Below are 16,960 nucleotides of genomic sequence, written 5' to 3' on the forward strand. Positions count from 1 at the left end.
TTTATAACCCAAATAGCAGGCAATAGCCGATACTGTGATAGATATGGTATCGGCTATTGCTCGTTTAGTGTTTAGATTTTAAGTAATCAGTGATAACACTATCATAATATCTCTAGAGTAATTATTTTGTTGCGTTTGCTACCTCTATAAGTCAATACTCCCTTAACGCTTTCTTAATCTCTACTATCTTATACTACTTAAAATTTACCATATACCTTGATAATAATGACTATTGAGCACTCAATATGAGCAATGACAACCCTATCAATCTTGACGACGAAAAGATGAATTATGATACTTCGAGCCAAGAAACCTCTAACCAGCTGCTTGCACCCGATAGTTATGCCAGTATTGCTAAAGGCAACAAAGGTCTTTCTCGTATTATAAAAGCCGCCGGTTATTCTATAGATGGTTTTAAAGCCGCTTATAAATATGAGGCTGCTTTTAGACAAGTGTTCTGGCTCAACCTTGTGTTATTTATTGCAATCATACTTATCCCTTTTGATATCAGCATAAAAATGATGCTGATAATTACCTCTTTCTTATCCCTTATTGTGGAGCTGTTCAACACGGGTATTGAAGCCAGTGTTGACCATGCCTCAACAGAGCAGCATCCACTTGCCAAAATAGCTAAAGACGTGGGTTCTGCAGCGCAATTTTTGGCGTTAGCACTGTTGTTTATCTTATGGATGATGGCGTTATGGCACCTTTTATATTGAGCAATACTTAGATATTTTTGGCTTAATGTACTTTAAAAGGTGACTCAATGACTCTAGCAAAAAATTCAACTGATTGGATGTGGCTCAAATTATTGTGCTTAACGATTATCGCCACACTGACGTTTGAACACAGCCAATTTGATGTTCATATTAGTGAGCTTTTCTATAAAAATGGACATTGGCTACTTGAAAAAGACGCGCAGCCTTATGCGTTTATTTTTTATGACTTGCCTAAATTATTACTAATATCATTCGGCGTCTATTTAATAACCATTTTAACTTGGCGTTATTGGCAAAGTCGATACTCTACTAACGTGAATGCTCAACCATACTTTGTTAGACCAATCGCAGCATTGTCTAGCCGAGAGATAGGGTATCTATTGATCACTATAATTATGGTGCCCACGGTTATCGCGACGCTCAAAAGCTTCACCCATGTCAGTTGCCCCAATCATTTATCTCTATTCAATGGTGACTTACCTTATCTTAATCTTTGGCAAAGCATAGTAGCCATGACACCAGCAAAGTGCTTCCCAGCGGCTCATGCCAGCGCAGGATTCTCTTTATATGGGTTAGCATTTTTACCGACACTACAAAAACACCGCTATAAAATTTTTATGATAGTTACGGGCGTAGGGTGGACGATGGGGCTGTACAAAATGCTCTTTGGCGACCATTTTTTCAGTCATACCTTGGTATCGATGCTGCTGGCATGGACGCTAGCATGTGGATTGGCGATGGTTTTTTTTGGTAGAACCAAGATAAACAAAGAATGAATTTCTCACTTTAACCGTATTATAAGATGATGACCCTAGTCACACATCAAACCAGCATATTCACTTAAGCCGTATCTCTAACTAATACCATATTATTCTCGCTGAATACTATGACCGCTTAACCACTACCTAAATATTCCTATTTTTTCATTTCCTAAGCTCATCTTAAGATTTGTTTGTTGTAATAGCGATAAGACAGACGATGCTAACGCTAGTCTGCTTACGATATCTCGCTTAGCTTTTGTTTTTAGCAGCAGGATATCGTCAATCAATAAACGATTTACTAAGGGAGTGACAACCATGCGCCAACAAGACATGCTTGATGTGGTCGACGATTCTGTCATAAAATTACCTAGCAATCCTAAAACTAGGCAGGTCAAAGTTTGGGATATTCTAGTAAGATTTACCCACTGGACAGTCGCGGCTGGTATTATTGCCAATCTATTCTTTACCGAGGACGGCAGCGATCTTCACGTCTATGTAGGCTATACCGTCTTGGGGCTGGTAGTCGTACGTTTACTTTGGGGTCTCGTTGGAACACGCTATGCGCGCTTTACGAACTTCTTCCCAACACCGACACGACTTAAACGTCACTTATCGGCTTTAAGTGTTCGCCGCGTTGATGAACAGCACCTCGGTCATAACCCATTGGCAGCCATTATGATGCTATCGTTATGGGCAGTGATTATAGGGTTAGGAGTCACCGGTTATCTGATGGAAACAGATATTTTTAGTCACATACAGCTGCTTGGTAATAAAGATGTGCTTGAAGAAATACATGAGTTATTAGCCAACAGTTTATATTTACTCGTTCCTTTACATATCGTCGCTGCGATTGCTATGAGCTATTGGCAACGCCAAAACCTGATTAAATCAATGATAACGGGCAAGAAAAAGGTGCTAGATAAGCCGTCCGATGTGAAATAAACGAAGCGGCGGAATAAATAAAGCGGTGGAATAAACATGGCACGCATATTATTGATAGAAGACGACAGCAGCATTGCTGAAGGTATTATCCTCGGCTTAAAAAGTCACGGTATGATGGTCGATTGGTTTAGCGATGCCAAGCAAGGAGAAATGGCGCTGCAAGAGGGCATGTTTGATGCGGTACTGCTTGATTTGACCTTGCCAAAAGGGGATGGTATGACCGTGCTACAAAACTGGCGAGACAAACAGATAGATACGCCAGTATTGATTATCACAGCGCGCGATGCGATTGCCAATCGTGTGGCGGGACTCAATGCTGGCGCTGATGATTATTTGGTCAAGCCGTTTGCTTTAGATGAAGTTATTGCCCGTCTGCAAGCCTTAATGCGACGTAGTCAGGGACGCAGTCAGCCTGAAATCCGCTATGGCGAAGTGTCCTATCACCCTCACACTCAGCAAGTCTCTTATCAAGGTCAAGTCGTTGAATTGACCGTCAAGGAAGTGGCCATATTAGAGCAAATGCTGACCCATCCTAAGCAGATACATAGCCGAGCAAGTTTAGAAGATAAACTGTATGGTTGGCAACAAGATATCGAAAGTAATGCCATCGAAGTACATATCCATCATTTACGTAAAAAACTGGGCAATAATTTTATCTTAACCAAACGTGGTATCGGCTATTATCTCAATCCAGCTTATAGTCATAGTTAGCAGTCACTAACAGGACTTACGTCTACGTTTGGCTTATCTACCTTGCCCTCTAACACTTTGCATCCTAACTTTGCCTCCTAATAGGTACGCCTATGAAAAGTATCCAGCAACGGCTATTAACATCTCTACTGATTGGTTTACCTCTGCTTTGGGTACTCACCTCTAGCTTTATTGCGTGGCGTTTATGGCACGAAATCAATGAAATGAATGATACGCAGATTACCCAAGTTGCCCGTTACTTAATCGGTATCGCCCCTAAAGAAGCGCATGATAAAGACAATCATGAACAAGATGACAGTAAACATAATAAAAAGCATGCGGCCAAAATCTATAATTTAAAAAGTAAGCAGCTATCAGGTGATCTCGGCGAAGCTGAAGACGACTATATGGGCTTTGCCATTTGGGATAAAAAAGGACGTCTATTAATGGCTGATGAAAATGGTCAGTCATTTGCTTTTTTGCCAGACCAACGTGGATTTTTAGAAGAACAGGATTCTGCCTATCAGCGCCTAAACCCTTTTAGTAAGCGCTGGCGTTTATTTTATGTGCATGATAACCACGATGATAAGCATGAAGGTCGGGTGATTGCTGTCGGCCAAAACCTTGAATCTCGCCAAGGGATGATTGTTGATGCTATGTCTGTACAAGTACTACCAATGCTAATTGGTCTATTTGCGTTTATGGCTTTGGTTATTCTATTGATTCGACGCGGCTTTATGCCGTTAACACAGATAAGTGCGGAGCTTGAGCAACGTCAACCACAAGATGATAGTCCTATCACTGCCGATGTACCAAAAGAGATTCAGCCTTTGGTGATAGCATTGAATGCTTTGTTTGTGAAAGTTGCGGATACCTTAGCCCGTGAGCAACGCTTTACCGCTGACGCCTCGCATGAGTTACGAAGTCCATTGGCGGCATTAAAATTACAAGCTGACTTATTACAGCAGCAGATATTGCAATTGTCTGGCTTAGAAGCTGGCGTCGAAGATAATAATCAGCTGTTTTATCATGCCCAAAAAATCAGCGACGGTATAGAGCGTGCCACGCATTTAGTCGACCAACTGCTGATTTTAGCCAAAATAGAACCACAACAGCAGCTGCCCTCTGAACAATTAGAAAGTCCGGATTGGCTACTGCTGACAGATATTATACTTAGTGACGTCAACCGCCTCGCTCGCGAAAAGCACATTCAATTAAAACGTACCGTGAACTGTGATAATCCTGCTGATATTCTCCCCATTCTTATCAATCCCATTTTATTTAAGCTGTTAATCCGCAACCTGTTAGACAATGCTATTCGCTATTGTCCCGAAGGCTCATCGATTGAGCTGCAGCTGGATAGCAATGCCATTAGTGTGGTTGATAATGGCTTAGGTGTAGAGCCAGAACAACTCACTCGGTTAAGCGAACGCTTTTATCGTCCAGCAGGTCAAAGCCAATTAGGTAGCGGTCTCGGGCTATCAATCGCCAATCGAATTGCCGAGCTGCATGGTCTCAAATTGGAATTTATCAACCGCTCCGAGCCAGAAACGGGCTTTATCGTAACCATAAGAAATAAAAATGAACTATAAGCATTTAAAATAAGCTGTCTTAAGCTTGAGTTAATATTCACCCCGTATGCTGTTTGTATTCCCTAATAACATATACGGAGTACATATTATGAGCCTACCTCTATTAAAACCCTTATTATTAACAGTCGGTGCCACCTCACTAGTATTCTTTGGTGGCGTTATCGCCTTATCTACCCAGTCGCCTAACGCTGATAACGTCCTATCAGTGGCAAACCTCGTCACACAATCTCAATCTACCCAGCCGTTATCGCTTGCAGCCCTCAGCGCTGCGCAAGCAACTGTGCTTGCCAAACAAGACGCGCCTAATGCGATATTGCAGGCTACCCCAGAGCTTATCAACTATAACGGCACAGCTGCCTATGAAGTGCTATTAGACAGTGGCGCTACGTATATTGATGCCAATCTTGGTGCAGTCCTAAATCCAGTTTCCAGCTCAGTTGTTACTAGTGACTATCGTGCTGAGGGCTTTTATGAAGACGATGATCATGATGACGATAAAGATAAGCATCACGATGATGATAAGCATGCTGACAAACATAAAGATGATAAGCACCGCAGTAAAAAACACGACGACAAACGTTATAAAGACAGTGAGCGTTTAATCGCTACCAGCTATCAGCAACATCATGAGGATGGCTTTGATAAGGATAGCTATGATGACTAATACCAAATCAAATCAGGCTAAAGGCCTTAATACAGCCGCTACCAAAACTGTTAAAAAAGCAGATCCTTTTGCCTCTCTTAAAAGCAGCATTATGATTGTCTCGATTGCAGGCACGATGGCGGGATGGCTAGTATTACTCAATCAAGAGACAGATACGCCAGCTATAGATACCGCTGTGTTGAGTACTACCGTCTCTCAGAATAGCGAGATGGCTGTTGAGCCAATGCCAATTGTTGATATTGGCCAGTTGAGACAGGTCAATGAGGTAGCACCTACCGAAGCAATAAGAGTGGTCGCTCGTACACGTTCTTCTCAATAAGTGAAGAGGAAGTTAACGGTGACTGAATTTAAGTTTGTAGTAAAGGAAACGGCAAATGAAAACCAATATGCCCAATAAAAACACATCTGAACTGGCAACGATTAAACTATTCGCCATGGGTTGTCATATTCAAATCAGCTTGAATACCACAAGGCTGAACCCGCGTTATTCACAGGTAGTAATAGATCGGCAGATTGCTTTGCTAACAAGTGATATTCAAAAACGCATAGCGCAATGGGAACACATTTTCAGTCGTTTTGATGATACCAGTGAGCTGATACAACTGAATAACCAAACCAACCAATGGATTAAGGTGAGCCCAGAATTATTCGAGGTTTTACAACGCGCGATTCACTTTACCTCAAAGACTCAAGGTTTGGTAACCCCGACTTTACTGAAAGAACTTTGGGCAGCAGGTTATCAGCATTCATTTGAGACTTTACCCAAAATGTCTATGCCATCCGCGCCCATGACTGGCTCGAAGGTTAGCTCAAATACATCCTCAAATATGACCTTAAATACCAGTGCAAGCCTGCAAGATACCCCTAGGGCGAGTAACGACAGTCAGCAGATAGGACTTATTCAGCTGCGCCAGTTAGCTAATGGAAAGCATCAAGTATACCTGCCAGCGGGAATGGCGCTTGATTTGAATGGTTACGTCAAAGGCTGGTGCGCCATGCAACTGGCTGAGCATATTAGCCACGTTCATGACTGGCAACTTCCTTGCTTAGTAGATATGGGCGGAGATATGGCAATCGGTGTTCCAAGAGACCAAATAGATAAACCAATTACTTGGGGAGTTGCTATTGCCAAACCTTACTTTGCTAATAGTAAGCACATTCAAGAGGAAGAAGATGTCGCCATTCTTGCCCTTAGCTCTGGTGCTGTCGCCACATCTGGGCAAGATTATCGGCGCTGGTGGCACGACGGTCGTTGGCAACACCATTTAATCCACCCTCATTATTCTCGTCCGGTAACCAGTGATGTCCTAACCGCCACCGTACTTGCCACAGATACACTAATCGCAGAGGTCTACGCAAAATACTGCGTGCTTCTTGGTGTGACAGAGGCGATGGCATGGCTTAATAAACATGCTATTGCTGCATTGTTAATCGATACGAATAACAAAGTGCTAGTGACATCTGCTATGCATCCAAAACTAGTTCAGCCCAACTTGATTGCTAGCATGGGAGCATAATTATGAACATTAATAATCTTACCAACAGTCATACTGCTTCCAATACAACCCTTCTTACTAAAGTGCTATGGATTGGCTTAATCTTAAGTATTGCTATCGGGGTCGGCAGCTATGCGTTGTTAACTTGGGGAGAAACAGTTTCTCAGCTACTGACAGCCACGAATAAACATTTCTGGTATTTATCACGGGCAAGTGGTGTTATCGCTTATACGTTATTTTGGCTGGCAGTCGTTTTTGGTTTATTGCTCAGCACTCTTTTAGGCAAGCATTTTAATATGGCACGAGTATTTGCCTTACATCAGTATTTAAGTCTGATAGCAGTGGGTTTTGCCGCGTTCCATGCGGGTATCTTATTAGCAGATAACTTCTTAAATCTTAATCTATGGCAAATTTTACTGCCTTTTGGTTTTCAGACTGAGCGTGTAGGGGTTGCACTGGGACAATTGGGGTTTTGGCTATTATTCATCTGCGCCTTTAGCTTCTATATTAAAAAGTATATTGGGCAATCAGCATGGCGCTGGTTGCACTTTTTAACTTTTATGGCTTACATGTTTATCAGCATTCATGTATTTATGGTGGGCTCAGACAGTCGAGCGCTGCCTTTATTGTTATTTTATGCAGCTAGTCAAACGACAGTCTTTGTACTGATGACCTATCGATTGGTGGCGCTAAAACAAGCCAAATAATTATGCATGAAGAGTTGTGAAGTTGTAAGCAGTTATAAGCTACACTGACATATTCTAATTCATGTCAACACCGTTTGAGGTTTGAAGATATTTATGCACCATTCTATTCATGATGAAGTACATTTAAGCAATCGTAATCATTGGTTAAGAGCGGCAGTACTGGGGGCGAATGATGGCTTGATTTCTACCGCTAGTTTACTGGTTGGTGTCGCTGCAGCAAGTACAAGCAGCCAAACATTGCTACTAACAGGAATGGCAGCGTTGACAGCAGGCGCTTTATCAATGGCTGCTGGCGAGTATATTTCAGTATCATCTCAAGCAGATACCGAAAAGGCAGATTTAGACAAAGAGTTACATGAGCTGACTCATAACGCTGAGCGCGAGCTGTTTGAGCTGACAAAAATTTATGAGACACGCGGACTCGATCACGTATTGGCACATCAAGTTGCGGTAGCATTGACTGAGCACAATGCACTTGAAGCTCACGCCCGCGATGAGATTGGCTTAACAGATTTAAGTCAAGCAAAACCGATTCATGCCTCAGTAGCTTCTGGATTATCTTTCATTGCTGGGGCGATATTACCGATTATTGGTATTCTGCTGTTGCCAGCACAAACACTGGTTTGGTCATTATCATCTTTGACCATAATAGGCTTAGCGCTACTTGGGGTAATATCGGCGCGTTTGGGTGGCGCACCTGTTATTCCTGCTACTGCTCGAGTAGTCATTTGGGGCGTGCTAGCGATGGTTGCAACCTCATTGATTGGAGGGTTATTTGGCGTGGCAGTCTAACGTTCACTACATCTCTAAAAACAAGCCATCACTTCAAACTATTCCTAATATTAGCCATCACCTTAACGCTATCTTAACGCCAAGCTAAGTTATGATAATAGAGGTAGAAATAGAAGTACATGATATATTGGCTCATGGTACATGATTCAAAAATTACATCGGTTACTTAACAAGGTATTTCAATGAGTCAGGTAAGCGCGTGGGTACTAATTATCATGGCAAAATTTGGCTATCTCGGTATTATTTTTGCCATGTTTGCCGAAAATGTTTTTCCCCCCATACCTTCTGAGCTAATCATGCCTGCCGCTGGTTTTGCGGTAGCAAGAGGTGATTTAAACTTAATATTAGTCATCCTAGCAGGTACGCTTGGCTCGGTACTTGGAGCACTGCCGTTATATTATCTAGGGCGCTTACTGAATGAAGATCGCCTAATGGTATTTACTGAAAAATACGGCAAATACGTATTCGTTAAGCCTAGTGATATACGTTCCTCTAGTGTTTGGTTTGATAAACATGGCAGCAAAGCGGTCTTCTTTGGACGTATGGTGCCGGGTATTCGCTCATTTATATCCATCCCTGCGGGAATGAGTAAAATGCCGATGCTTCCTTTTTTAGTATTTACTGCTTTGGGCTCAAGCATTTGGACAAGCTTATTAACCATTGCTGGCTATTATTTTGGTGAGAACTACGAAATTATTGAGACTATGCTAGCGCCGTACTCTAAGGGTTTCTTATTACTCGCTGTGGTTATTATTATTGGTTGGTTTATGAAACGTCGTTTAATGGCTCGACGTAATATCAATAATATTTAATTGAAAACATAGTTGTTTATCTGCTGTAGTGAACGACCCTTGTATTCAGTTTAATAAGATAGGGCTAGTAAAATTTTACGAAGCGTGTCATAAGTAAGATTATACAACAAAGGAATGTTGTCATGAGCCAGCTTGTATTTGACAAAGTCGTATTACATTACTACAAGCGATTAGGGGCACTATTATTGCTGGCAGGTTGTACGGTGATTAGCCATGCTGCTACCTATAAAATCGAGCCTGACCATTCCAACGTACGCTTCGCTATTGACCACCTCAAAACCTCTGCCACCACTGGCGGCTTCTATAATGTGACGGGAATACTCCAGTATGACCCGAGTGCAAAGACCGGCGACATCTCCCTTATTATTCCCATAAAGTCCTTAAACACCGGCAACAAGGTTTTTAATCTTAAACTGATGGGGCCTGATTTTTTTAATATGGATCAATTCCCATTGGCTCGTTTTGAATCTACCACATGGCATTTCAGCTCTGACAAAGACAACCCAAAGGTCACACGAGTGGATGGCAAGCTAACTTTAAACGGTCAGACCCGTCCTATTAGCTTACTGGCGACCAAATTTAATTGTTACCTTAGCTCTCCACTTAATAGAACGGTCTGTGGCGGCAATTTTACCGCCACGATTGACCGTACTCAGTGGAACATCAAAAAATATGTCTTATTCGGTATGACTAAAAATCTGACGTTAAATATTCAAGTTGAAGCAGCTAAACAGTAGTTTTTTAAGTTTAGTAAATATTTAGCGTGTCATAGAGTCATAGCCAACGTTATTAAAAATGAGTTTTTGCCAGCCTAGCGAGGATACTATGAAGCCAATTTCTATAATGTTATCAGCACTTGCACTGAGTATGGCTTCTAGCGCTGTTATGGCTGATAGCTCTGGTTTACCTCATGTGACGAACTTGCTTAATATCAGTCCTGCTACTAGCTTACCCAATATAAGTCCTATGAATAGCGATTTAGCCAATCGCGGTGCCTATATCGCCCGTACCGCTGACTGTATGGCTTGTCATCGCGAGGACTATAGCGGCGGCGTCGCGATTGAAACACCGATTGGCAATATTTATTCGACTAATATCACACCTTCTCAACGTTATGGTATCGGCAATTATACCGAAAACGACTTTAGAAAAGCTCTGCAAAAAGGTCGGGCGCCTACGCATCAGCTTTATCCTGCGATGCCGTATCCTTCTTATCATGGTATGGCTGATGCGGAGATTAGCGCGTTATTTGCTTACTTTCAAACCGTACCTCCAGTAGAGGAGGCACCTGAAAAAATAACTAAGCTACCATTTCCGTTAAATATCCGCACTTTAATGCTCGCTTGGAATGTGATTAATGTACCTTCTACCGAAAACCGTGCAGGGCTCACCCAAACCCAGCAACGCGGTGAATATTTGGTCAATAACTTAGAACATTGCGGCACTTGTCATACCCCGCGCAACCTTACGCAAGGTCTTGATAAGAAAAAATATTTATCCGGTGCGCCGCTTGGTAAATGGTATGCACCCAATATCACCCCAGATAATGACAGTGGTATCGGGCGTTGGAGCGAGAATGATATCGTCACTTATCTGCGTACCGGCATGCTCGATAAACGTGCTTATGCCGGTGGACCTATGGCTGAAGCGGTCGCCCATAGTACCCGCTATCTAAGCGATGAAGACTTGAGTGCAGTGGCTGCTTATTTAAAAGTCGTACCTATCCTCAAGACGGACGATTACGTGATACCCGTAGATACGTCACGACTGCCAAACCCAGTCAGCAGCTCTATTACTTATAATTTAATTGAGCAAAAAGACTACTTAGCAAAGGCAAAAGCGACTATTAATTCTAATGCTGGTGCTAATAATAATGCTAGCAACTCATCAAAAGCGCTATATCTTTCTGCCTGTGGCAGCTGTCACGGAGTGGATGGCTACGCGCAGCCCGATGCTCGTTACGCCTCTATTGTAGGACTGAGTAGTATTCGCCGCGTTAAGCCAGACGCGCTGATTAATGTCATTGCTTATGGTGCAAAAGGAGCGTTAAACACAGCACCCAAAATGCCCGGCTTTGAGAAAGAGTTAAGTCATGCGCAGATTGCCAGTATTACCAATTACGTGCGGATAAATTTCGGTGGTCTGCAAACTAGTGATGTCAGTGCTGCTGACGTCAAACGCATCTTAAAGTAGATGATATTAAATTAGCTATAAATCACTTAGTATCACCTGATGTCATAGATAAGGTTCTATAATAAGGATAATAAAATGAATGAGATCTTTCAATCGCCCACACGTCGGCAACTATTGTCAATGATTGGTAAGACTGCAGGAGCGACAGCAATGTACCAGGCGATGACCACATTAGGCTTTGCTTCTGAATCTAGCTTTAAACAAGAGATGGATTTAAAGGATGCGCCTGCTGGTGCAAGTATTGTGATACTTGGTGCAGGATTGGGCGGGCTTACCGCTGCTTATGAGCTCCGTAAAGCTGGCTATAAAGTGACTATTCTAGAGTTCCAGAATCGCGGTGGTGGTCGCAGTTGGACACTAAATGCTGGTGATAAATATACCGAGCTTGGTGGCGGCGAGGTGACTTGCGACTTTAAAAAAGGCAACTACTTTAACGGTGGACCATGGCGTCTGCCTGTTCATCACTATGCGGTATTCCATTATTGTAAAAAATTCGGTGTAGCACTACAGCCTTTTATCCAAACCAATGACCGCGCCTATTTGCACCGTACCAGCCATTTTAATGGCGCACCGCAGCGCTTAGGCGAGGTACAAAGCGATATCCGCGGTTATGTCTCAGAGCTATTATCTAAAGCGGTTAATACCGGTAGCCTCGATAAGACAGTCAGTAAAGAGGACAAAGAGAAACTTTTAGAAGGCTTAAAAGGTTGGGGTGTCCTTGATAATAATTATCGCTATGTTAAAAGCCACGAAACCAGCAAGCATCGTGGCTATAGCGTTTATCCGGGTGGTGGTTTAATGCCCGATGCCAAACCCTCGACGCTGATACCGATGGATAAGCTATTAAATTCAGGCATGTGGTCAGATATCTATAGCAACTATACGACATATGACCATCAACCAGCGATGTTTCAGCCGGTTGGCGGCATGGGGAAAATCGGTGATGCCTTCACCCGTGAATGCCGAGACCTGATTACGTTCAACGCTAAAGTCACTAAGATTTATCAAGATGAGAGCGGCGTCACTGTTGATTACGTCGATAGTAGCAGCAATAGTAACAATCCTGATGGCGCCACTAAAACCGTGCGCGCTGACTGGTGTATTTGTAATATTCCGTTGTCGGTATTGACCCAGATTGACATTAACGTCTCAGCGCCAATGAAACAAGCAATGGCAGCAGTCCCTTATGATACCTCTTATAAAGTAGGTTTGGAGTTTAAACGTCGCTTTTGGGAAGAAGATGAGTGGATTTATGGCGGTATCACCTATACCGACATGCCTATCTCCCAAATCTCTTATCCTTCACATGATATGTTTACCACCGGCTCAGGGGTGCTGCTCGGTGCCTATGGATTTGGAGAAGCTTCTTATAGATTTAATACGCTCAATCCAAAAGAGCGTATCGATGCGGCACTACAATATGGCAAACATATCCATCCGCAATATACCAAAGAGTTCCGCTCTGGAACCTCGGTCGCTTGGCATCGTATTCCATGGTCGCTCGGTTGCTATGGTATTTGGAGTGAGTCGAGCCGTGATCAGTACTACGATACGCTATGCGCGATTGATCACCGTATCGTGCTGGCAGGTGAACACTGCTCACATATCCCAGCATGGCAAGAAGGCGCAATTTTATCTGGCATGGATGCCGCTCAGCGACTACATCAAAAGGCAAAAAAGCTCGGCTAGTCGGAGTGGTTGTTGATTAATGGCATTGATTGGTGGCGTTGATTAATAGCATTGATGGGTAACACTGCTTAAGTAGTGATAATAATAATGAATGTAGAGGTAATCATGGACGTGATCAAACCAAACCTGCTTGCTGTGGTAATGATATTAACTATTGGAGTCACAGTCGCGTTATCTGGCTGTAGTCAGTACAAAAAAGACCAAACCGATCATACAACAGCCACCCTTGCCAGTCAGCAACAAGCCACGCAAATGGTTTTTGATAATCAAGCCAGCCGCAATAACGGTGCGTGGGGTGCCGTCTATATGACTAAAGAAGAGCTTAGGTCGCCGCAAGTTAATATCGTTGATGTCAGCTCGCTGCCAAAAATGGCAGAAGATGCTAGCCTGAAAAAATGGCTTACAAAATTTGAAGGTAGCTCTGAAGGTAAAAAGGGATTTATAACGACCAACGGCAAAAAGCTCTATGACGATTCCTGCGCTGGCTGTCATATGCAAGATGGTAAGGGTGCACAAGGCGCTGGTTACTATCCGCCGCTTGCCGATAACAGTAAGATGCAATCAAAATATTATATTATTAGTGTTGTCATGAATGGGCTGCGCGGTATGCCTTCCTTTCATAGCATGATGAACGATGAACAAATAGCAGCGGTCACTCAATATGTGCATAGTGATCTGAATAAATTTACCGATAAAGTCACTGATGCGAATGTCGCTCAGCTCCGTCATGATTTTCCACCGGGTTCTGATCCTAGTGAGTAGTTTGATTTTATGAGAAACCAAACTAAATGTATAAAAAGAGCGCCTGTTATTAAGCGCTTCCTATCAAATGCCTTTATAAAACGTTAGGCAGTAACTTCAGCGTTAAATGTAGTATTCATACTCTTAAGTATTCATACTCTTAAGTATTATATTATTAACAAATACTGATATTAACTATGACGGCATTACCTAACTATTTTTGTACTAAAAATTAAAATTTGTATTAAGCGAATTTTTATAAAAAACCTCATTTGACAGTATGATAAATAGCAGTCTAGGATGGTTGATAGTACTTTGAAATCCTGACTGATTATCTGCACTTGCTGTCTTTAAGGAATGATTTTATGAAACATGTTACCGAGAAAATGCCTATCAAAGCTGGTAAATACGATAAAGTACCAGAAAATTATACTGGTACAGTCTATATTTGTCCGATGCATCCAGAAGTTAGAGATATTGAGATGGTAAAGCGGCGGGTTTGGTTTCGGTTGCTGATCTGATTAAGCCAAGTACTGCTGATGCTATAAAACTGCTACGCGAGGCTGAGCTAAAAGTCGTCATGCTAACAGGAGATAACGAAAAAACCGCACAAGCTGTCGCCAATAAATTAGGCATCGATGAAGTCCATGCCGATGTCTCACCAGAGGACAAAAACCGCATTGTTAAAGAGATGCAAGATAATGGTAAATTAGTAGCGATGGCAGGCGATGGTATCAACGATGCGCCTGCACTGGCACAGGCTAATGTCGGTATTGCCATGGGTACAGGTACGGATGTGGCAATGGAGAGCTCAGGAATTACCTTGCTAAAAGGGAATTTAATGGGTATTGCTAAAGCCTATAAGCTTAGCCACGCGACCATGCGTAATATCAGACAAAACTTATTTTTCGCTTTCGTTTATAACGCGATTGGCGTACCGATTGCCGCAGGAGTGCTATATCCAGCGTTTGGTCTGCTGCTTAGTCCGATGATAGCGGCAGCGGCGATGAGCCTATCGTCAGTGTCGGTGATTGGGAATGCCCTTAGATTACGTCGCTTAGATTTATAGTTCTAATAACGGCTGACCTAACGTTTTTAATTAAACGGCGTTAATGTTTATAAATTGCAGCAAGGGGCAATTAGAAGGTAATAATTAACAGACAGAAAATCATATTATTCAGCTAAAATGGAAGCGATTGTTGCTTATCATGCTTTTACGGGCTGTGCTAACAGGTCAATTTAGATAAATAATATCATAGGGATAAAAATATACCATGGACTATAATCACCTACCTAGAGAGCCGTTAGGTTTTTTTCCAACCCCATTAATTGAGCTGAAACGATTGAGTAAAGCTTTGGGCGGTCCCAAAGTTTATATGAAAAGAGATGACAATACGGGACTAGCATTGGGTGGCAACAAAACTCGCAAGCTTGAATTTATCCTCGGTGACGCGCTTGCCAAAGGCGCTGATACCATTATCACCGCAGGCGCGATACAGTCAAACCATTGTCGTCAGACGGCTGCTGCGGCGGCGAGCTTAGGGCTGGAGTGTCATTTAGTCTTGGGCGGCGAAGAGCCGGAGCTGGCAAGTGGCAATCTGTTGCTAGATAAGCTATTCGGTTGTCATATTCACTGGGCAGGCGCCAATCGCAAAGGCGAAGACATTCCTCGCATCGTTGAGCAATTAACCAACCAAGGTAAGAATGTCTATGTAGTGCCGTACGGTGGCTCAAGTGAGCAAGGTGCGTTAGCCTTTGTAGAAGCGTTTAAAGAGCTAGAATCGCAGCGCCAAAGCATGGGCATCTCCTTTACGCATATCGTGTTTGCGTCAAGCTCTGGCGGCACACAAGCAGGCTTAATGCTTGGCAACAAAATCTTTAACTCACCTTATCAAATCGTGGGCATCAATATTGATAAAGGTGAAACCGATAAAGTTTCTTTCGATGAATATACTCTGGCGCTTGCTAATAAAACGGCAAAACTAATCGGTGCAGATTGCGAGTTTTTCGCCTCAGATTTGATTCTTAACTCTGATTATGTTGGCGAAGGTTATGGCGTGGTGGGCGCATTAGAAAATGAGGCTATTGCCATGACTGCGCAAACAGAAGGGATATTGGTGGATCCTGTTTACACCGGTCGTGCGATGGGCGGGCTCATACATATGATTCGTACAGGGAAAATCAACAAAACTGACAGCGTTTTATTTTGGCATACTGGCGGTGCACCGGCTTTATTTGCTTATGCCAACGAGCTGGATTTGGCGAAAAAAACCCAGTAATCTAGAAATTTAATTTCTTAAATAAGAAGTTTAACTTGTTATTAATTAAATGGCTATGGGCGTTGATTAAGCCGGCTAACACTGGCAATCAGCGCCACCATAATAATACCCATAATGATAAGAATCCCCGACATCATGTGCGCTGCCTCATAATTTAGCGCTTCTACTTGCTCATATATCGCAATCGACACAACCTTGGTTTCACCTGAAATGCTACCACCTATCATAAGCACCACGCCAAACTCGCCAATGGTATGGGCAAAGCTGATTAAACTGCCCAAAATAATACCAATGCGCGCTTGTGGTAGAGCAACCCTTATAAAGCGTCTAAGACGGCTAGGCTCTAGTAAGCTTGCGACCTCCATCACGCTTGCTGGAATGCGTAAAAACTGCGCGTAGACGGGCTGAATATAGAAGGGTAGGGAGTAGATAATAGAGCCAATAACCAGTCCTTCAAAGGTAAAAACCAAGGGGCTGAAATTATGCTCGATAAGCCATTTGCCAATACCGACGCTGGGGCTCAGTAGCAATAATAAATAAAAACCAATCACGGTAGGCGGCAGAACCAGTGGCATGGCAATGATGCCGATCAGCAAAACCTTAAGACGAGATACCGCTTGTCCACGACTGGGTTTGGCAAGCCAATATGCCACAGGCGTAGCGAACAGCAGCAAACATAAGGTGGTGATAGCCGCAAGCTTGATGCTTACCCAAACGGGGCTTAGCATGTCTGCTATCAAAGATTGAGCAATCATAGCGTTACTTATCAACTGGCTTAGTCCATGCTAACCGTTTCATTTATCCTAACCGTCTACTCGTTGAGTTTATGTGCAAGTTTATCGATAAACGAATATATTTAATTTATCAATCAATCAATCAATCA

18 protein-coding genes and 1 pseudogene are annotated in these 16,960 nt (G+C 42.8%); 18 read left to right on the forward strand and 1 reads right to left on the reverse strand.

Going from position 1 to position 16,960, the window contains the following annotated elements; genetic code table 11:
• Window positions 1–284: 284 nt before the first annotated feature.
• The 18 genes and pseudogenes from JMX13_RS00960 (at window position 285) to JMX13_RS01045 (ending at window position 16,077) form a co-directional block, all read left to right on the forward strand.
• Entirely contained in the window at window positions 285–719 is a 435-nt protein-coding gene (locus JMX13_RS00960; RefSeq protein WP_201609257.1) for a diacylglycerol kinase, read from the forward strand.
• A gap of 47 nt (window positions 720–766) precedes the next feature.
• Window positions 767–1,495: a PAP2 family lipid A phosphatase gene (locus JMX13_RS00965; RefSeq protein WP_201608952.1), complete on the forward strand. Its 729-nt coding sequence runs from the start codon at window positions 767–769 to the stop codon at window positions 1,493–1,495.
• Window positions 1,496–1,795: 300 nt separating this feature from the next.
• A complete protein-coding gene (locus JMX13_RS00970) occupies window positions 1,796–2,422 on the forward strand; it encodes a cytochrome b/b6 domain-containing protein (RefSeq protein WP_201608954.1) in 627 nt (208 codons plus the stop codon).
• Between the two features lie 36 nt (window positions 2,423–2,458).
• Complete coding sequence (locus JMX13_RS00975) at window positions 2,459–3,133, forward strand: response regulator (protein ID WP_201608956.1); 675 nt, start codon at window positions 2,459–2,461, stop codon at window positions 3,131–3,133.
• A 92-nt stretch (window positions 3,134–3,225) separates the two neighbouring features.
• Window positions 3,226–4,704, forward strand: coding sequence for an ATP-binding protein (locus JMX13_RS00980; RefSeq protein ID WP_201608958.1), 1,479 nt, complete (start codon window positions 3,226–3,228; stop codon window positions 4,702–4,704).
• Between the two features lie 88 nt (window positions 4,705–4,792).
• Window positions 4,793–5,368 carry a hypothetical protein gene (locus JMX13_RS00985; protein WP_201608960.1) on the forward strand — a complete coding sequence of 192 codons (576 nt, stop codon included), beginning with the start codon at window positions 4,793–4,795 and terminating at the stop codon, window positions 5,366–5,368.
• Window positions 5,358–5,687, forward strand: a complete 330-nt coding sequence (locus JMX13_RS00990; RefSeq protein WP_227686158.1) for a hypothetical protein — start codon at window positions 5,358–5,360, stop codon at window positions 5,685–5,687. The genes JMX13_RS00985 and JMX13_RS00990 overlap by 11 nt, the downstream gene beginning before the upstream one ends.
• 55 nt (window positions 5,688–5,742) lie before the next feature.
• Entirely contained in the window at window positions 5,743–6,885 is a 1,143-nt protein-coding gene (locus JMX13_RS00995; RefSeq protein WP_201608961.1) for an FAD:protein FMN transferase, read from the forward strand.
• A gap of 2 nt (window positions 6,886–6,887) precedes the next feature.
• Window positions 6,888–7,571, forward strand: a complete 684-nt coding sequence (locus JMX13_RS01000) for a ferric reductase-like protein (protein ID WP_201608962.1) — start codon at window positions 6,888–6,890, stop codon at window positions 7,569–7,571.
• 93 nt (window positions 7,572–7,664) lie between these two features.
• Complete coding sequence (locus tag JMX13_RS01005; RefSeq protein ID WP_201608963.1) at window positions 7,665–8,363, forward strand: VIT family protein; 699 nt, start codon at window positions 7,665–7,667, stop codon at window positions 8,361–8,363.
• Window positions 8,364–8,545: 182 nt separating this feature from the next.
• Window positions 8,546–9,175, forward strand: coding sequence for a DedA family protein (locus JMX13_RS01010; protein ID WP_201608964.1), 630 nt, complete (start codon window positions 8,546–8,548; stop codon window positions 9,173–9,175).
• A 122-nt stretch (window positions 9,176–9,297) separates the two neighbouring features.
• Window positions 9,298–9,912: a YceI family protein gene (locus tag JMX13_RS01015; protein ID WP_201608965.1), complete on the forward strand. Its 615-nt coding sequence runs from the start codon at window positions 9,298–9,300 to the stop codon at window positions 9,910–9,912.
• 88 nt (window positions 9,913–10,000) lie between these two features.
• Window positions 10,001–11,368 carry a cytochrome c gene (locus tag JMX13_RS01020; RefSeq protein ID WP_201608966.1) on the forward strand — a complete coding sequence of 456 codons (1,368 nt, stop codon included), beginning with the start codon at window positions 10,001–10,003 and terminating at the stop codon, window positions 11,366–11,368.
• Between the two features lie 75 nt (window positions 11,369–11,443).
• The gene (locus tag JMX13_RS01025; RefSeq protein WP_201608967.1) at window positions 11,444–13,057 is read left to right on the forward strand and encodes a flavin monoamine oxidase family protein; all 1,614 of its coding nucleotides are present in this window, start codon (window positions 11,444–11,446) and stop codon (window positions 13,055–13,057) included.
• A gap of 105 nt (window positions 13,058–13,162) precedes the next feature.
• A complete protein-coding gene (locus JMX13_RS01030) occupies window positions 13,163–13,819 on the forward strand; it encodes a c-type cytochrome (RefSeq protein ID WP_201608968.1) in 657 nt (218 codons plus the stop codon).
• A gap of 344 nt (window positions 13,820–14,163) precedes the next feature.
• Window positions 14,164–14,319, forward strand: a complete 156-nt coding sequence (locus JMX13_RS01035; protein ID WP_201608970.1) for a hypothetical protein — start codon at window positions 14,164–14,166, stop codon at window positions 14,317–14,319.
• A pseudogene (locus JMX13_RS01040) lies at window positions 14,280–14,867 on the forward strand (HAD-IC family P-type ATPase); the annotation flags it as partial. The gene JMX13_RS01035 and the pseudogene JMX13_RS01040, both read left to right, overlap by 40 nt.
• A 205-nt stretch (window positions 14,868–15,072) precedes the next feature.
• Complete coding sequence (locus JMX13_RS01045; RefSeq protein WP_201608972.1) at window positions 15,073–16,077, forward strand: D-cysteine desulfhydrase family protein; 1,005 nt, start codon at window positions 15,073–15,075, stop codon at window positions 16,075–16,077.
• 53 nt (window positions 16,078–16,130) lie between these two features.
• Here the strand turns inward: JMX13_RS01045 and modB are convergent, their stop codons facing one another.
• Complete coding sequence (modB, locus tag JMX13_RS01050) at window positions 16,131–16,832, reverse strand: molybdate ABC transporter permease subunit (protein ID WP_201608973.1); 702 nt, start codon at window positions 16,830–16,832, stop codon at window positions 16,131–16,133.
• Window positions 16,833–16,960 lie beyond the last annotated feature (128 nt).

The sequence above is a fragment of the Psychrobacter immobilis genome (genome assembly GCF_904846285.1).
GTDB classification, from domain to species: Bacteria; Pseudomonadota; Gammaproteobacteria; order Pseudomonadales; family Moraxellaceae; genus Psychrobacter; species Psychrobacter immobilis_D.

Excerpts from the sequence above, each read along its gene's own strand:
- JMX13_RS00960 (WP_201609257.1), top strand. The coding sequence starts at position 285 with ATGAATTATGATACTTCGAGCCAAGAAACCTCTAACCAGCTGCTTGCA.
- JMX13_RS00965 (WP_201608952.1), top strand. The coding sequence starts at position 767 with ATGACTCTAGCAAAAAATTCAACTGATTGGATGTGGCTCAAATTATTG.
- JMX13_RS00970 (WP_201608954.1), top strand. The coding sequence starts at position 1,796 with ATGCGCCAACAAGACATGCTTGATGTGGTCGACGATTCTGTCATAAAA.
- JMX13_RS00975 (WP_201608956.1), top strand. The coding sequence starts at position 2,459 with ATGGCACGCATATTATTGATAGAAGACGACAGCAGCATTGCTGAAGGT.
- JMX13_RS00980 (WP_201608958.1), top strand. The coding sequence starts at position 3,226 with ATGAAAAGTATCCAGCAACGGCTATTAACATCTCTACTGATTGGTTTA.
- JMX13_RS00985 (WP_201608960.1), top strand. The coding sequence starts at position 4,793 with ATGAGCCTACCTCTATTAAAACCCTTATTATTAACAGTCGGTGCCACC.
- JMX13_RS00990 (WP_227686158.1), top strand. The coding sequence starts at position 5,358 with ATGATGACTAATACCAAATCAAATCAGGCTAAAGGCCTTAATACAGCC.
- JMX13_RS00995 (WP_201608961.1), top strand. The coding sequence starts at position 5,743 with ATGAAAACCAATATGCCCAATAAAAACACATCTGAACTGGCAACGATT.
- JMX13_RS01000 (WP_201608962.1), top strand. The coding sequence starts at position 6,888 with ATGAACATTAATAATCTTACCAACAGTCATACTGCTTCCAATACAACC.
- JMX13_RS01005 (WP_201608963.1), top strand. The coding sequence starts at position 7,665 with ATGCACCATTCTATTCATGATGAAGTACATTTAAGCAATCGTAATCAT.
- JMX13_RS01010 (WP_201608964.1), top strand. The coding sequence starts at position 8,546 with ATGAGTCAGGTAAGCGCGTGGGTACTAATTATCATGGCAAAATTTGGC.
- JMX13_RS01015 (WP_201608965.1), top strand. The coding sequence starts at position 9,298 with ATGAGCCAGCTTGTATTTGACAAAGTCGTATTACATTACTACAAGCGA.
- JMX13_RS01020 (WP_201608966.1), top strand. The coding sequence starts at position 10,001 with ATGAAGCCAATTTCTATAATGTTATCAGCACTTGCACTGAGTATGGCT.
- JMX13_RS01025 (WP_201608967.1), top strand. The coding sequence starts at position 11,444 with ATGAATGAGATCTTTCAATCGCCCACACGTCGGCAACTATTGTCAATG.
- JMX13_RS01030 (WP_201608968.1), top strand. The coding sequence starts at position 13,163 with ATGGACGTGATCAAACCAAACCTGCTTGCTGTGGTAATGATATTAACT.
- JMX13_RS01035 (WP_201608970.1), top strand. The coding sequence starts at position 14,164 with ATGAAACATGTTACCGAGAAAATGCCTATCAAAGCTGGTAAATACGAT.
- JMX13_RS01045 (WP_201608972.1), top strand. The coding sequence starts at position 15,073 with ATGGACTATAATCACCTACCTAGAGAGCCGTTAGGTTTTTTTCCAACC.
- modB (WP_201608973.1), bottom strand. The coding sequence starts at position 16,832 with ATGATTGCTCAATCTTTGATAGCAGACATGCTAAGCCCCGTTTGGGTA.